Origin of the sequence: Ardenticatena maritima, assembly GCF_001306175.1 — a bacterium.
GTDB lineage: Bacteria > Chloroflexota > Anaerolineae > Ardenticatenales > Ardenticatenaceae > Ardenticatena > Ardenticatena maritima.
The window spans coordinates 315,465-329,763 of record NZ_LGKN01000004.1; the positions used below are offsets into that span (position 1 = coordinate 315,465).

A 14,299-nucleotide genomic window follows, 5' to 3' on the forward strand; every position below is an offset into this window, starting at 1 on the left:
CCATCTCCCATTGGCAATGTTGGCAGTGTATCGGCGGAGCGGACAGACGTTTTTCAACCTTCCTTGCGCCGCCGCCACCACTTTTCGATTTCCACCGCCACAAAAATAACCACTGCGACCGCCCAGGTTGCTACCAATTCTCCCAACGTGAGCGGCTCGGTCTCGAAAATGGCTTGCAGCGGTTGCCAGTAGAGCACCAGCACCTGCAAAACGAGCGTACTGGCAACCGCGCCCAGCATCCACGGGTTGGAGCGCAATCCCAGGGTGAAGAGGGATTCGCGTTCGGAGCGAATCGCCATGACATGCGCCATTTGGGCAACCGCCAGTGTGTTGAAGACCATGCTTTGCCACGCTTCGTGGCGTTCCAGCGCGTAGATTTGCACGCCGAGCGTCAGCAAGCCCATGAGCAAGCCCACCCAGAGAATGTGTTGCCAAAGCCCGCGCGCGAAAATGCTTTCGGTCGGTGGGTAAGGGGGGCGCTTCATCACATCTTTTTCAGGCGGTTCAACACCCAGCGCCAGCGCCGGCAACCCGTCCGTCACGAGGTTGATCCAGAGAATTTGGAGCGGCAGAAGCGGCACGGGCAACCCCAGCAGCGGCGCCAGCAACATCACCCAGATTTCGCCGCTGTTGCTGGTGAGCAGATAGCGCACAAATTTGCGGATATTGTCGTAAATGGTGCGCCCTTCTTCAATCGCGGCCACAATCGTGGCAAAATTATCGTCCAGCAGAATCATGTCGGCGGCTTCTTTGGCCACATCCGTGCCGGTTATGCCCATGGCAATGCCGATATCCGCCTTTTTGAGCGCGGGCGCATCGTTCACCCCGTCGCCCGTCATGGCGGTATTGTGGCGGTGCGCCTGCAACGCCGTCACAATCCGCAACTTGTGTTCGGGGCTGACGCGGGCGAAAACGCGGACATCTTCCACGATGGCAATCAGTTCCTCGTCGCTCATTTGCTCCAGGTCGCGGCCGGTGAGCGTGCGTGTGCCGGGTTCGGCGATACCCAACTGGCGGGCAATCGCCTCGGCGGTCAGCGCATGGTCGCCGGTAATCATCACGGTGCGAATACCGGCTTGCCTGGCTTTCGCCACAGCATCTTTGGCTTCGGGGCGCGGTGGGTCAATCATGCCGAAAAGCCCCACAAAGATGAGTTCCCGCTCGACGGTTTCCGCCGTCAGCGGTTCGGGAAGCGCCGTTAGGGGGCGAAAGGCAAGCCCCAGCACCCGTTGCCCCTGCGACGCCATGTCGGTGTTGGCGGTTTCAATCCGCGCCCGCCAGTCATCCGTCAGCGGCTCGGCGCGGTCTGCATTCCAAACATGGGTGCACAGCGGCAACAACACATCCACCGCGCCTTTGGTGAAGAGGACGAAAGGCGTATCCAGCATCGGCAAAAGGCGGTGTTGGGCAGGCAAGCGATGAATGGTGCTCATGCGCTTGCGCTCCGAGGAAAAGGGCACTTCGCCCACGCGTGGCATTTCGGCTTCAAGGTCGGGTTTGAGCAGGTGGTACTGCACCGCCGCCATCACCAGCGCCCCCTCGGTGGGGTCGCCAACGGTGAAATAGCGGTCGGGCTGGCTGTGGTCGCGGCGCAGTTCGGCATCGTTGCAGAGCGCCCCGCCAATGAGCATGAGTTGCAAAGCCGGCGGAAGCGCGTCGGGGGGTGTTTCGGCGAGCGTATGAGCGCGTTCGGTCTGCAAGTCAATGCGCTGGTTGGCAACGTCAAGCACCGTCACCGTCATACGGTTTTCGGTCAACGTTCCCGTCTTGTCCGAGCAAATGACCGTCACAGAGCCGAGCGTTTCAACAGCGGGCAAACGGCGGATGAGGGCGTTGCGCTGCACCATGCGGCGTGCGCCCAACGCCAGCGCAATCGTGACGACGGCGGGCAACCCTTCGGGCACAGCCGCCACCGCCAGGCTGATTGCCGTCAGGAGCATCTCCGCCACCTCGCCGCCACGCCACACGCCCAGCACGAACACCAGCGCCACCAACACAATCGCCACCGCCGCCAGACGCTTCCCCAATTGGTCCATGCGGCGCTGCAACGGGGTTTGCTCTTCTTCAACGGATTGGAGCATGGCGGCAATTTTCCCCAACTCCGTCGCCATCCCCGTCGCCACCACAATCGCCTTGCCGCGCCCATATGTGACCGCCGTCCCCATGTAGACCATGTTGCGCCGATCCCCAATTGGCGTTTCGGGGTCGGGGAGCGGGTCGGTCTGCTTATCCACAGGCACGGATTCCCCCGTCAAGGCGGCTTCCTGCACTTGCAGATTGACCGCCTCGACCAGCCGCGCATCAGCCGGAACAGCCCCGCCTGCTTCCAGCCGAATCACATCGCCGGGCACCAGATGGGTGGCTTCAATTTCCTGCCATTCACCATCGCGGAGCACATGAACATGCGGCACAGCCATCTTTTGCAAGGCTTCAATGGCTTTTTCAGCGCGGTACTCCTGGAAAAAGCCCAGCGCGGCATTCAACACCACAATCGCCAAAATAACGAGCGTATCTTTGAGGTCGCCGATAAGATAGGAAATGACCGCCGCCGCAAGCAGAATGAGCACCATGGTTTCCTTGAATTGTCCCAGCAAAATGCGCCATGCGGTGCGTCCGGTCGCGGCTTCCAAACGGTTGGGACCATATTCAGCAAGACGGCGGGTGGCTTCGTCGTGTGAAAGCCCTTTTTGCAGGTTGGTTTGCAACGCCTCAGCGACAGCATCCACAGGCAACGTGTGCCAGAGGGGGGTACGCATAGAAAATCTCCTGCAAGATGGGTTGGTTGCGTCTGCGTCGTCGAAAAGGACCGACCAGCCAAAGCCCAGCGGCTCTTGCGTTCAGTCTAGCAGAAAGCCCTTACCGAGCAAGCATATTGACACGCAGCCACCGGCAAAAATGCGCTTTCATCTTGAACGAAAAAATTTTTGCAAGTATAAACTAAGAAATCGCAATCTTGCATAGGTTTTGATTGATACGATCGCCTCTTTTTCCTATTGAAACACCCTTTTCTTCATTCTATACTACACCGCGGCATACTAACTTTATTCTGGGGGGTATTCCGTGAACATTCTGCCAAAAGTAGAAACACCCTACATCATGGCCTATGCCAACCGACTTCTGGCGCGCATGCATCACGTTCTGCATGCCACGAAAGCCCTTCCCTGGCTTGCGTTTGCAGCATCTCCCCCCTCGCTTTCGCTGGACACCCTGCGCCAGCTCATTCCCACCTTGCCTGGCGTTGCATTTTTGCTGGATGAAGAGGCGCGGCTGATTGCGTGGTCGCCCGCCACAGCCGAACTGCTGCAAACACCACCTGAGACGCTCGCCGCCGCACCCGTTTTTGCGTTTTTCGCCCCCCGTTGCCATGAGAACGTTCAACGCGCCTTGCAGCGCGCCCGCCAAGAGGGTGCTATTCAAGCCGTCGTGGAGATTTTTCCCGAAGGGGCGGAAACATTGCGCTTCTTGCGCCTGCATCTGAAACGGTACGCCTTGCGTGAAGGCAACTACTTCGTGGGAACAGCGCACGACGCCACAGCCGAACATTTTGCACGCGAATGGCACACCCGCAGTACAGCGCTGTATGAAGCGCTGGACGCCTTTGTCCAGGCGATTGAAAACGGTGCGCGCAACACCACAGACCTGGAACCGACGCTCGCGCCTATCATCACCCACCTGGGCGCAGAAGGCGCCGTGTTATTCACTCCCACGGCGGTTGTCACGGTCAACATCCCCGACCGCATGGCGGAACAACTACACTCACAACACACACACCTTTTCACACTCGCAGACATCTGCACCGATACACGCCTGCGCGCCGAGCATGCTGACCTCGCCGCTACGCTTGACGCTCTCGTCAACACCACCCAACAACGTTATGTCATCTTGCCGCTGAGCATTCACGACGCGGAAAGCGCACTTATCCTGTTCTATGCCGCCGAGAAACGCTTCACAAGCGCCGAACAGGCTGCGTGGTACGCTACACGCCGTGTTTTGCGCCGCGCTGTACAGGTCGGCATCATTCTTGATACAGCCGCCCGCCAATTGCGCGACCTCACGATTTTGTATCAGGTGCACAGCCTGGCGCAGGAACACGCATCACCCGAAAGCCTGGCACGCCATCTCATCCCCACACTGACTGCACTCCTTGGTGCGCATCACGTCAGATTCTATCTCTACACCAACCAAAAATGCATCTGCCAAGCAGACGCCACAACAGAATGCAATCTTCCCGAAACAGCGCTCTCCTTGATCGAAAACCAGATTGCCGGCGGGCGTACACGCATTTTGCAAGGGGATAACCTCGATCCCCTGCGCCAATTCTGCTCATCGGAATCATGTTCGACGCTTGTTCTGCAACCGCTTTCCAACAATCATCCGGTTGGGTTTTTGTGGGTTGAATTCACGCATCCGCAACCATGGACGCCCAACGACCAGATACTCTTTTCCACATTGGGGCAAACCATCGGCGGCACAATCGCCAACCTGCATCTTCTGCGCCAAACCGAAAGCCGTCTGCGCGTGTTGGAAAGCGTTCACCACGTCTCCCGCGCCCTGCGCGAAGCCCAATCCGCCGAAGAATTACTGGAATACCTGCTCGAACATGTGCTCCAAACGCTACATATCAACACGGGGAGCATCTGGCTCTACAACGAAGAAGACGACCAGATGTACCCGATTGCCGCCCGTGGGTGGCTCGAAGCGTTTTCACAAAGCCCCGTCTCCGCGCATGGTACGATTGGGGGGCTTGTTCTGGCACACAAACAAACCATCGTTGCCGAGGAGTTTCGTACCGACCCACGCACAAACCCCAACCTGCGCGACCGCGTTCCCCCCAATTGGGGCGGGCTTTGCATCCCGCTTCGCCATGATGAACATGTGGAAGGGGTCATGTACCTCGCCGTCCCCAATGAACGGCGGCTGACCGAAGAGGAAATTCTCATCGCCGAAACGCTCGCCGAAATTGGCGCAACGGCGCTCAACCGCATGCGCCTGCACCAGGAAACGCAACAACGTGTGCGGCAATTGGAAGCCTTGCGCACGATTGACCGCGCCATCACAGGCAGCATGGACCTGCATCTCATCTTGAAAGTGATTTTGGACCATCTCATCCAATATACACAGGCAGATGCCGCCCTCGTGTCGCTTTACAATGCCAATGCAAACCTGCTCGAATTTGGCGTTGGACAAGGCTTCTACTCATACGGCATTCGCACCCTGACGCCGCACCTTTCTGAAGGGTTAGCCCTGAAAGCCTTGCATCAACACCGCATGCTCTTCGTAAAAACCCTTGCCGAAGATGAGACCTTCACACGCACCAGCCAAGTGTTGCTGGAAAATGAACATTTGGTGAGTGGGTACTTCGTGCCGCTCTACGCCAAAGGCGCCCCCAAAGGCGTTCTGGAACTCTACTTCCGACGTCCCACGACGCTCCCATCCGACACGCTGGAATTCATCGAAACGGTCGCGCAACAAGCCGCTATTGCCATTGAAACAGCCCAACTGTTTGAAGACCTGCAACGGTCTAACGTCGAACTCTCGCTTGCATACGACGCCACGATTGAAGGCTGGGCGCGTGCCTTGGAACTCCGCGACGAAGAGACGGAAGGACACAGCCAGCGCGTCACCGAAATGACGTTGCTCCTGGCGCGCGCCATGGGCATCCAAGGGGAAGACCTGGTGCACATACGGCGCGGTGCGCTCCTGCACGATATCGGCAAAATGGGCATTCCCGACAGTATTCTGCTCAAACCGGGACCTCTCACCGATGAGGAATGGGAAATCATGCGCCAGCACCCCGTGCTGGCGTACAAACTGCTTTCCCCCATCCCATTTTTGCGTCCGGCGCTCGATATTCCCTACTGCCACCATGAAAAATGGGACGGTACCGGCTACCCACGCGGGCTCAAAGGTGAGGACATTCCTCTCGCGGCGCGCATCTTCGCCGTGGTGGACGTGTGGGACGCGCTCCTCTCCGACCGACCGTACCGCAAAGGGTGGCCGCCCGAAAAGGTGTACGCCTTCATTCAAGAACAAGCCGGCAAACACTTCGACCCCAAAGTCGTTGACGTGTTCCTCAAACTCTGGACGCCCGACATGGGGCACACTGTCCCCACCGAACTTCCGCTCGAAATCCTGGAAGCGATGGCGAAACGATAAGTACCGCGCTCCCACGGCGGCGCACCATCTCGTGCGCCGTCGTGGGATTGAGGGTGTCAAGTACTTGCTTCTTCCTCATCTTTGCCCACAATACGCCCACACCCAAGATTCAATGAAGATGAGGAGAGCATGTTGACAGAAGGCTTTGCATTCGAGACACAACATCGCATGGGTGCCGCGCGTGTCGGGCGCTTGCAGACGCCCCACGGTCTGGTTGAAACGCCCGCTTTCGTCGCCGTCGGCACCCAAGCCACCGTCAAAAGCCTGACGCCCGAAGACCTACACAACGTTGGCACACAAATCATCTTCGCCAACACCTACCACCTCTATCTGCGCCCCGGCGCCGACATCGTCGCCGAAATGGGGGGGCTTCACCGCTTCATGCGCTGGGATGGTCCCATCATGACCGATTCGGGGGGCTTCCAGGTGTTCAGCCTGGGCGCCAGCATCGAGCAGGGCGTGGGCAAAGTAGCGTCCATCTTTCCGGATGAAGACCCCAACACCCCACGCCCCAAACGGAAACCCACCGAAGGGCAATCGCTCGTCAAAATCACCGAGGAAGGCGTTGAGTTTCGCAGCCATCTCGACGGCTCGCGCCACTTCTTCACCCCTGAACTTTCCATCGAGATTCAGCGCAAGTTGGGCGCGGACATCATTCTCGCCTTTGATGAATGCACTTCCCCCCTACACGATGAAGCCTACACACGCCGCGCCATGGAACGCACGCACCGCTGGGCGCTCCGTTCGCTGGAAGCCTTCCGCACCAGCCACCCCCTGCACGGCTACCCACAAGCCCTCTATGGCATCGTGCAAGGGGGCGCATACCACGACCTGCGCGTCGCAAGCGCCCGCTTCATCGCCGAACAGCCTTTCGACGGGATCGCTATCGGCGGCTCGTTAGGGCGCACCAAAGAGGACATGCGCGCCGTATTGGAATGGACAATCCCACTTCTGCCGGACGAAAAACCGCGCCACCTTCTCGGCATCGGCGAAATCCCCGACATTTTCGACGCCGTCGCGCGCGGAGTGGATACGTTCGACTGCGTCGCCCCCACACGCATGGCGCGCAACGCCGGCATTCTGGCGCGCACGCTCGACGGCAAACGCCTGCCCAAATTCCGCATGAACCTGCGCAACGCCCGCTTCAAGCGCGACCCACGCCCGCTTGTGGAAGGGTGCACCTGCTACACCTGCCGCACCTATTCGCGCGCCTATGTGCATCACCTGTTCCGCGCCAACGAACTGCTGGCGTACCGTCTGGCAACCATTCACAACCTGCACTACCTGAACGACCTCATGCGGCAAATACGTGCGGCGCTCTTGCAAGGCACGTTCGACGAATTGCGCCGCCATTGGCTGGGCGAGTGAGGGCAGAGACGCATGGAGATTGTGCTTTCCCACTACCAGACAACACCGCTCACACGTGCGTATGAGGCGGGGCAAACCGAAGCCACCACCTCGCTCGACCTGGGGTTGACTACCACGACCGTGCGCCTTGACGCTCAGGGCGTCCACTTGCCTGACGGCACGCGCCTGACGTGGGAACAAATCGCGTTCATCAACGAAAACCCCAACAACGTGTTCCGCATCGAAGAAGGCGAAGCCGTCAAAATTCAAACCTTTTCCCCCCTGACAAACCGTCAATACAGCCTCATGCCCACCAAACGCGCGCCCACCATGCTCGTTTCGGGTATTCCCATGCATCGCATCAAAGGCACCGACCCCGTCGCCGACACCCGCGCCAAAATTCGCGCGGTTGCCCCTGTGAAAGGGCGCGTGCTGGATACGGCGACGGGGCTGGGCTACACCGCCATCGAAGCCGCCCGTACCGCCGAGCAAGTCATCACCATCGAACTCGACCCCGCCGCGCTGGAAATGGCGCGCGCCAATCCCTGGTCGCGGGCGCTGTTCACCGCGCCCAACATCGAACAACGCATTGGCGACGCCTTCGACGTGGTGGAAACCCTGGAAACGGAAACCTTCCACCGCATCATCCACGACCCGCCGGCGTTCAGCCTCGCCGGACATCTCTACTCAACCGATTTCTACCGCGAACTCTACCGCGTGCTTCGTCCGGGGGGGCGGCTTTTTCACTACATCGGCGACCCCAACAGCAAGTCGGGGCGCAACATCACGCGCGGCGTGCTCCAACGGCTGGAACAAGCCGGCTTTCGGCGCATCGCCCGCCGCCCCAACGCGTTTGGCGTGGTGGCGTGGAAATGAACAAGGAGCAGGGCATGACATCGCATGACGGCGAATTTCCCCACCTGAAAGAGGCGACGGTGGACGCGTGGAACCGCAAAGCCGCGTTCTGGGCGCAACGCATGGGCGAAGCAGGCAACGCCTTCCACCAAACCCTGGTGGAACCCACCGCCCTGCGCCTGCTTGCGCTTCAACCCGGCGAGCGCGTGCTGGAAATCGCGTGCGGGCATGGCATTTTCGCCCGTCGGCTCGCCGACCTCGGCGCGGACGTGCTCGCCATTGACGCCAGCCCCGTGTTTGTCGAAGAAGCCCGCCGCCGCACCGCCGGGCGGCGCGTGCAGGTGAAGCAGTGCGACGCCACCGACGAAGCCGCCTTGCGCGCCCTTGGGCGCGATTTTGACGCCGTGGTCAGCAACATGGCGCTGATGGACATCCCCCAAATCGCGCCGCTGTTCCGCGCCGTCGCGCATCTTCTGCGCCCCGGTGGACGGTTCGTCTTCACGCTCTGCCACCCCGCCTTCAATCAGCCCATGATGAGCCAACTGCTGGAAGAAATTGATGAAGACGGCTATCTCCACCTCAAACGGTCTCTGCGCATCTGGGGCTACCTCACCCCCACGGCAACCCCCGGCGTGGGCATGGTCGGCGAACCCGTCCCACACTACTACTTCCACCGACCGCTGCATGTGCTGTTGGGGCATGCGTTCGCCGCGGGGCTGGTTGTTGATGGGCTGGAAGAAGCCGCCTTCCCCCCACCCGAAGATGAAACAACCGCCGGCGACTATCGCCCGTTTGGCTGGCAAACCTTGCCCGACATCCCCCCCGTGTTGGGCGTCCGCGTCCGACGAGGGGAGTAGCCACCCATGAATCGCTTGCGCATGTGGGCAATCCACAGCGCCCTGTGGCTGTACATCGGCACACTTGTGTACACAGCGCTGCGTGCGCCTCTGCATCTGCCCCTGCTTGTGTTCATCTTTCCGCTCTCTGCACTTTCCTTTGTGGCGTTTTCCGCTCTGCACGCCTGGGAAACCGAAGGGGGCGCGCGTGCGTTGGCGTTCATCGGCACCACCATCGGCATTGGCTTTGCAGCCGAATGGGTGGGGGTAAAGACCGGTTGGCCTTTCGGCGCGTACACGTACAGCAACCGCATGGGCGGGCACATTTTCGGCGTTTCGCCTTTTGTGCCCCCCGCCTGGTTCATGATGGGGTATGTGGCGTGGCGGCTGGGAGAATGGCTTGCCGCCGAACGCCATCGCGCCTGGCAGATTTTGCTGGCGGCATGGTGCATGACGGCGTGGGATTTGCTCATTGACCCCATCATGGTCTATCAAAACCATTGGACATGGCTGGAACCAGGGGCGTATTTCGGCATCCCGGCGCAAAATTACGCCGGCTGGTTCTTCACCGCGGCGCTCATGTACACGCTCTACTGGCGTCTCGCGCGCCCCGCCATACCACACCCCGCCGCCGTCCGTCTCCCCTTGCTGGCGTACACAGCCACATGGTTGTTCGATACGCTCATCGCCTGGCAAGTCGGTTTGCACGGCGCAGCGGTCGCCGGTTTTTGGGGCATGGGCGGGCTCGCACTGGCGGCGTGGGCACGCCCCATCCCTTCCAATCCAGAAGCACGACATTGAGAGGAGAACCATGCACGACCTGACGATTGCCTACACCATCGCCATGCCGGAACCCTGGACGCACGAATACCACGTGCGCATTGACATCGAAGGCATCACCGGCGACACACTCGACCTCGCCATGCCGGTCTGGACGCCCGGCTCATACCTGGTGCGCGAATTTGGGCGGCACGTAAGCCGCTTCACCGCGCTTGCCCCCGATGGCACACCGCTCCACTGGGAGCGCGTGGACAAAGCCACCTGGCGCGTTCACACCGGCGGGCAGACCGCCGTCAGCGTGCGCTACCGCGTCTATGCGTTTGAGTGGACGGTGCGCACCAGCCATCTCACCAGCGAACACGGCTACTTCAACGGCACCAGTGTTTTCATGTACGTTGTGGGGCAGACCCAAACGCCCGTCAGCCTGCGCATTCACCCCTACGAAGGCTGGCGCGTCTCCATCGCCTTGCCGCAAGATGAAGAAGGGCGCTACCACGCCCGCTCGTATGACGAACTCGCCGACAGCCCCGCCGAAATCGGCACCCATCGGCTCTTCCGCTTTGAGGTGCAAGGACGCCCACACGAGATTGCGCTCTTTGGGCACGGCAACGAAGAGCCCGACCGCCTGGTCGCCGATATTCAGCGTATCGTCGAAACCGTTGCCGCCTTCTTCAAGAACGACATTCCCTACGAACGGTATCTCTTCATCATCCACCTGGGCGACGGTCTCCGCGGCGGGCTGGAACACCGCAACGCCACCACCATCGCGGTTGACCGCTGGGCGTTTCAAGATGAAGCACGCTATACCGACGTGCTGCGGCTGGTGGCGCATGAATTTTTCCACACCTGGCACGTCAAACGCATTCGCCCCCACAACTTCGACCCCTTCGACTACTCGCGCGAAGTGTACACCCCGCTCCTGTGGGTCATGGAAGGCTTTACCGCCTACTACGACGCGCTCTTTGTGCGCCGCGCCGGCTTGACATCCCCCGAAGCCTATCTCGATTACCTGGGCACGCGCATCGCGAACTACCTCAACATCCCCGGTCGCCATGAAATGTCGGTCGCCGAATCCAGCCTGCTCGCGTGGATCAAACTCTACCGGCGCGACGAAAACACCGACAACAGCACCGTGAGTTATTACCTGAAAGGCAGTTTGCTGGCGCTTCTGCTGGACATTGACTTGCGCGTACAAAGCCAGGGGCGGCGCTCGCTTGATGACGTCGAATGGGCGTTGTGGGAACGCTACGGACGCCGCGACCGCGGCTTCACGCCCGATGAATTCCGCGCGGTGCTGGAAGAAGTCGGCGGGCGCTCCTACGAAGCCTTTTTCGCGCGCTATGTCGAAGGCACCGACGAATTGCCGCTTGCCGAAGCCCTGCGTGCGCTGGGCTTGCATCTTCATCTGGAAGTGGACGCCGGCACGCCGCGCGCCTGGCTGGGCGTCGAACTGCGCGAGGAAGCCAACACCGTGCGCATTGCTTCCGTGCGGCGCGACAGCCCCGCCGCCCACCACGACATCAACGCCAACGACCTTCTGCTGGCGTGGAACGGCTTTTACGTGCGCGACACAGCGTTTGTGCGCGAGCGCCTGCGTGAAAGTCAACCGGGCGACGTGGTGCGTCTGCATCTCGTGCGCGACGGACGGCTTATTGAGCGGCAGGTGGTGCTGGGCGAAACGCCCCCCAACCGCGCCACCCTGCGCCCCGCCGAGGACGCCACACCCGAACAACAAGCCCTCTTGCACGCCTGGCTTGAGGGGTTATCATAAAACCAAGGAGCACGTGCCATGCCTGAGATCGTCCGCTGGCTCATTTTCATCGTGTACAGCATTCTGTTCTGGCTTGCCATGGCCGCCGGTATCGTGATGAGTATCGCCGTCGTGCGCGCCGTGTGGGAAGCCATCCGCGGCTGGCGTCATCACTCATAACCGCCATCCAAAGGCAAAGGAGGCGCATCATGCCCACACCAACCCGCGAAGAGGTGCAAGCCGTTCTGCAACGCCTCGACGCGCTGGAAGCCGAACTGCGCGCATTGCGGCGGCAGGTCGAAGCGTGGGGTGAAACCACCGAAGCGGAAGAACCACCGCCCGCCACACCAGAAGCCGCCGTACCAGAAACCGCCCCGACCGCGCCGCAACAGCCCTTCGCATTCGACCCCCAAGCCTGGCTGGCGCGGCTGGGCGTTTTGCTGATCTTCCTGGGTGTGGGCTTCTTCTTTGTCTATGCCGTCCAGCAAGGCTGGCTCATGCCGGTCGTGCGCATTCTGCTGGGGTTGGCGGCGGGGTTCATTTTGCTGGCGCTGGGCTGGATACGTGCACCGCGCCATCCGTCCACCGCCGCCGTGCTTGCCGGGGGCGGGCTGGCGCTCTGGTATCTTTCGTGGTTCGCCGCCCACGCCCTGTACGACCTCGTTCCCTTCGCCGTCGCTTTTGGCGCGGCAACGCTCACCACGGCGCTCGCCTACGGTCTGGCGTGGCTGCGCTTCCACCCCGCGATTGCCGCCCTGGGCGTCATCGGCGGTCTGCTGACGCCGGTGGTGCTTTCATCGCAAGGCGGCTCGTTCCTGGCGCTCAACGCCTACGTCCTGCTGGTGCTAGCCGGCGGTGCGGGCGTGTACGTCCGCTCCGGGAGTCTCACCGTCTTGCTCGCCATGTGGTCGGCGGGCTGGGGGCTGTACGCCTGGCAGGTGGACACTGTGGGCGCGTTTCCCGCCGCCGTCATCACGCAGCGGCTCATCGTCCAGGTGGCGCTGACCGCTTTTGTGCTGCAACTCTGGTGGCTCCCACTTTGGCGGCTGGCGCGCACCCCCGCGCGGTGGTTGGCGCAACTCGCCGCGATCGTCGGCGCGACGTTCGCGCCGATTCTTTGGAGCGTGCACACTTTCATCCTGTGGGACATGCCCGACCGACCGGCGGGGAGCGTCCTTTTGGGCGTTGCGCTCACATGCGCGTTGCTGGCGTGGGGGTTGCGCAACGACGCCAACCGCCCCTACGCCGCCACGGCACACGGCGCCACCGCGCTTCTCACCTCAATTCCCGCCTGGCCGCTCCTGCTCAACGGTGCTTCCTACCTGGAAACTGTCCTGACCATCGCCTACACGCTGCAAGCCGCCGCCCTGCACATCGTGGCATGGCGACGCCGCTCCACCACCGCCGCGCTGGGCGCACACCTGATGACGCTCATCACCGGTATCATCGTGTGGGTGCGCTTTTTCGAGACCACGCTCCCGCCGTTTGGCGCAGAAGTCTGGGCAAGCCTGCTCTTCATTGCCATGTTGATAGCCGCTGCGCAATGGCGTGGGCGCACCGAAATGCGCCGCGCCTACGAAATCGCCGCCCACATCTTTGCCCTGGGCTGGCTTGCCCGCGAAGCCGCCTTGCTGGAATGGGGCATGGGTGGCGTCTCGTTCCTCTGGGCGCTCGTGGGCGTCATCGAATACGTCACGGCGCTTGCCCGTGGGCATCGCTGGCTCTACCGCTACGGCTTCGCCCTGCTCATCCTCGTCGGGCTGAAACTGCTCATCCTCGACACCCAAACAGTCGCCCTGCTCTGGCGGGCGGTCTTGTTCATGGTGCTCGGCGGCGTCTATGTCGCCCTTGGGGTATTGGGGCAACGCTGGCTGGTGCGCGAAACACCAGAACCCGACCTGCAAAAAAGTTGAAAGTGCTCCCCCGTGTGGCTATACTATCAACACGCCAGCAGCAAGAGCCACGAACAAGCCCGGAGGGACGCTTATGGAATCAGGCAATTTGTTGAACGCCTACTACGAGTTGGGTCGCGTTGCCGAAGAAATTGTGCACACATTGGGCGAACTGATTACGCGCGGGCATTTGTCCGCCGAACGCAAACGCTGGCTCAGCGAAGCCCTCGAACAATTGGCGGAAGCCCGCGAAGGCTTCATTGTCACCCTGCGCACATCTTCGGTGGAAGACCTGCTCGAACTGGAAGGGCTTGTGCGCCACGTGCTGTTTGAGTGGAACTGGCTCGCCGACGAAATGGGCATGGACATCCTGCCCGAACACATCATCCACCTGCCGCGGCGGCAACTGCTCACCTTCGCGCACAGTTACCTGACGCTGGCGCTCATGCCGCGCCTGCCAAGCGACCAGGTGACGTTCCCGCGCCCGCGCACCTACGCCGACATTCCCTCGCCACGCCGTCCCGGCGAGGTGCTGGCGCGCCTGGAAGAAGTCGAGGAAACGCTGGCGCGGCTGCACATTGCACGCAATCGCCCCGAACACGGGCGCTTGCGCCGCACCTACGGCTTCTTTGAAACCAGCGCCTGGCTCGTGCGCGACCACCGCCGCATGTTTGGGAATTGAC

General features: G+C 61.3%; 10 protein-coding genes. 9 read left to right on the forward strand and 1 reads right to left on the reverse strand.

Going from position 1 to position 14,299, the window contains the following annotated elements; all coding sequences use genetic code 11:
• Positions 1-53: 53 nt before the first annotated feature.
• Positions 54-2,756: a calcium-transporting P-type ATPase, PMR1-type gene (locus SE16_RS06205; RefSeq protein ID WP_054492322.1), complete on the reverse strand. Its 2,703-nt coding sequence runs from the start codon at positions 2,754-2,756 to the stop codon at positions 54-56.
• Positions 2,757-3,060: 304 nt separating this feature from the next.
• Between SE16_RS06205 and SE16_RS06210 the strand changes: the two genes are divergently transcribed.
• The 9 genes from SE16_RS06210 to SE16_RS06245 all read left to right on the forward strand — a co-directional run bounded on the left by SE16_RS06210 (position 3,061) and on the right by SE16_RS06245 (position 14,298).
• A complete protein-coding gene (locus tag SE16_RS06210; RefSeq protein ID WP_054492321.1) occupies positions 3,061-6,156 on the forward strand; it encodes an HD domain-containing phosphohydrolase in 3,096 nt (1,031 codons plus the stop codon).
• 129 nt (positions 6,157-6,285) lie between these two features.
• The gene (gene tgt, locus SE16_RS06215; RefSeq protein WP_054492320.1) at positions 6,286-7,524 is read left to right on the forward strand and encodes a tRNA guanosine(34) transglycosylase Tgt; all 1,239 of its coding nucleotides are present in this window, start codon (positions 6,286-6,288) and stop codon (positions 7,522-7,524) included.
• A 12-nt stretch (positions 7,525-7,536) separates the two neighbouring features.
• Positions 7,537-8,379 carry a class I SAM-dependent methyltransferase gene (locus tag SE16_RS06220; RefSeq protein ID WP_054492319.1) on the forward strand — a complete coding sequence of 281 codons (843 nt, stop codon included), beginning with the start codon at positions 7,537-7,539 and terminating at the stop codon, positions 8,377-8,379.
• A gap of 14 nt (positions 8,380-8,393) precedes the next feature.
• Entirely contained in the window at positions 8,394-9,215 is an 822-nt protein-coding gene (locus SE16_RS06225; RefSeq protein WP_054492318.1) for a class I SAM-dependent methyltransferase, read from the forward strand.
• Positions 9,216-9,221: 6 nt separating this feature from the next.
• The gene (locus tag SE16_RS06230) at positions 9,222-9,995 is read left to right on the forward strand and encodes a carotenoid biosynthesis protein (protein ID WP_060687360.1); all 774 of its coding nucleotides are present in this window, start codon (positions 9,222-9,224) and stop codon (positions 9,993-9,995) included.
• Positions 9,996-10,005: 10 nt separating this feature from the next.
• Positions 10,006-11,745: a M61 family metallopeptidase gene (locus SE16_RS06235; RefSeq protein ID WP_054492259.1), complete on the forward strand. Its 1,740-nt coding sequence runs from the start codon at positions 10,006-10,008 to the stop codon at positions 11,743-11,745.
• Between the two features lie 18 nt (positions 11,746-11,763).
• Positions 11,764-11,904: a hypothetical protein gene (locus SE16_RS15935; protein ID WP_160316945.1), complete on the forward strand. Its 141-nt coding sequence runs from the start codon at positions 11,764-11,766 to the stop codon at positions 11,902-11,904.
• Positions 11,905-11,933: 29 nt separating this feature from the next.
• On the forward strand, positions 11,934-13,637 hold the full coding sequence (locus SE16_RS06240; protein ID WP_060687362.1) for a DUF2339 domain-containing protein: 1,704 nt from the start codon (positions 11,934-11,936) through the stop codon (positions 13,635-13,637).
• Between the two features lie 73 nt (positions 13,638-13,710).
• A complete protein-coding gene (locus SE16_RS06245) occupies positions 13,711-14,298 on the forward strand; it encodes a hypothetical protein (RefSeq protein WP_054491860.1) in 588 nt (195 codons plus the stop codon).
• The last annotated feature ends 1 nt before the right edge of the window (position 14,299 follow it).

Coding starts and splice junctions, on each gene's coding strand:
- SE16_RS06205 (WP_054492322.1), bottom strand. CDS start 2,756: ATGCGTACCCCCCTCTGGCACACGTTGCCTGTGGATGCTGTCGCTGAG.
- tgt (WP_054492320.1), top strand. CDS start 6,286: ATGTTGACAGAAGGCTTTGCATTCGAGACACAACATCGCATGGGTGCC.
- SE16_RS06220 (WP_054492319.1), top strand. CDS start 7,537: ATGGAGATTGTGCTTTCCCACTACCAGACAACACCGCTCACACGTGCG.
- SE16_RS06225 (WP_054492318.1), top strand. CDS start 8,394: ATGACATCGCATGACGGCGAATTTCCCCACCTGAAAGAGGCGACGGTG.
- SE16_RS06230 (WP_060687360.1), top strand. CDS start 9,222: ATGAATCGCTTGCGCATGTGGGCAATCCACAGCGCCCTGTGGCTGTAC.
- SE16_RS06235 (WP_054492259.1), top strand. CDS start 10,006: ATGCACGACCTGACGATTGCCTACACCATCGCCATGCCGGAACCCTGG.
- SE16_RS15935 (WP_160316945.1), top strand. CDS start 11,764: ATGCCTGAGATCGTCCGCTGGCTCATTTTCATCGTGTACAGCATTCTG.
- SE16_RS06240 (WP_060687362.1), top strand. CDS start 11,934: ATGCCCACACCAACCCGCGAAGAGGTGCAAGCCGTTCTGCAACGCCTC.
- SE16_RS06245 (WP_054491860.1), top strand. CDS start 13,711: ATGGAATCAGGCAATTTGTTGAACGCCTACTACGAGTTGGGTCGCGTT.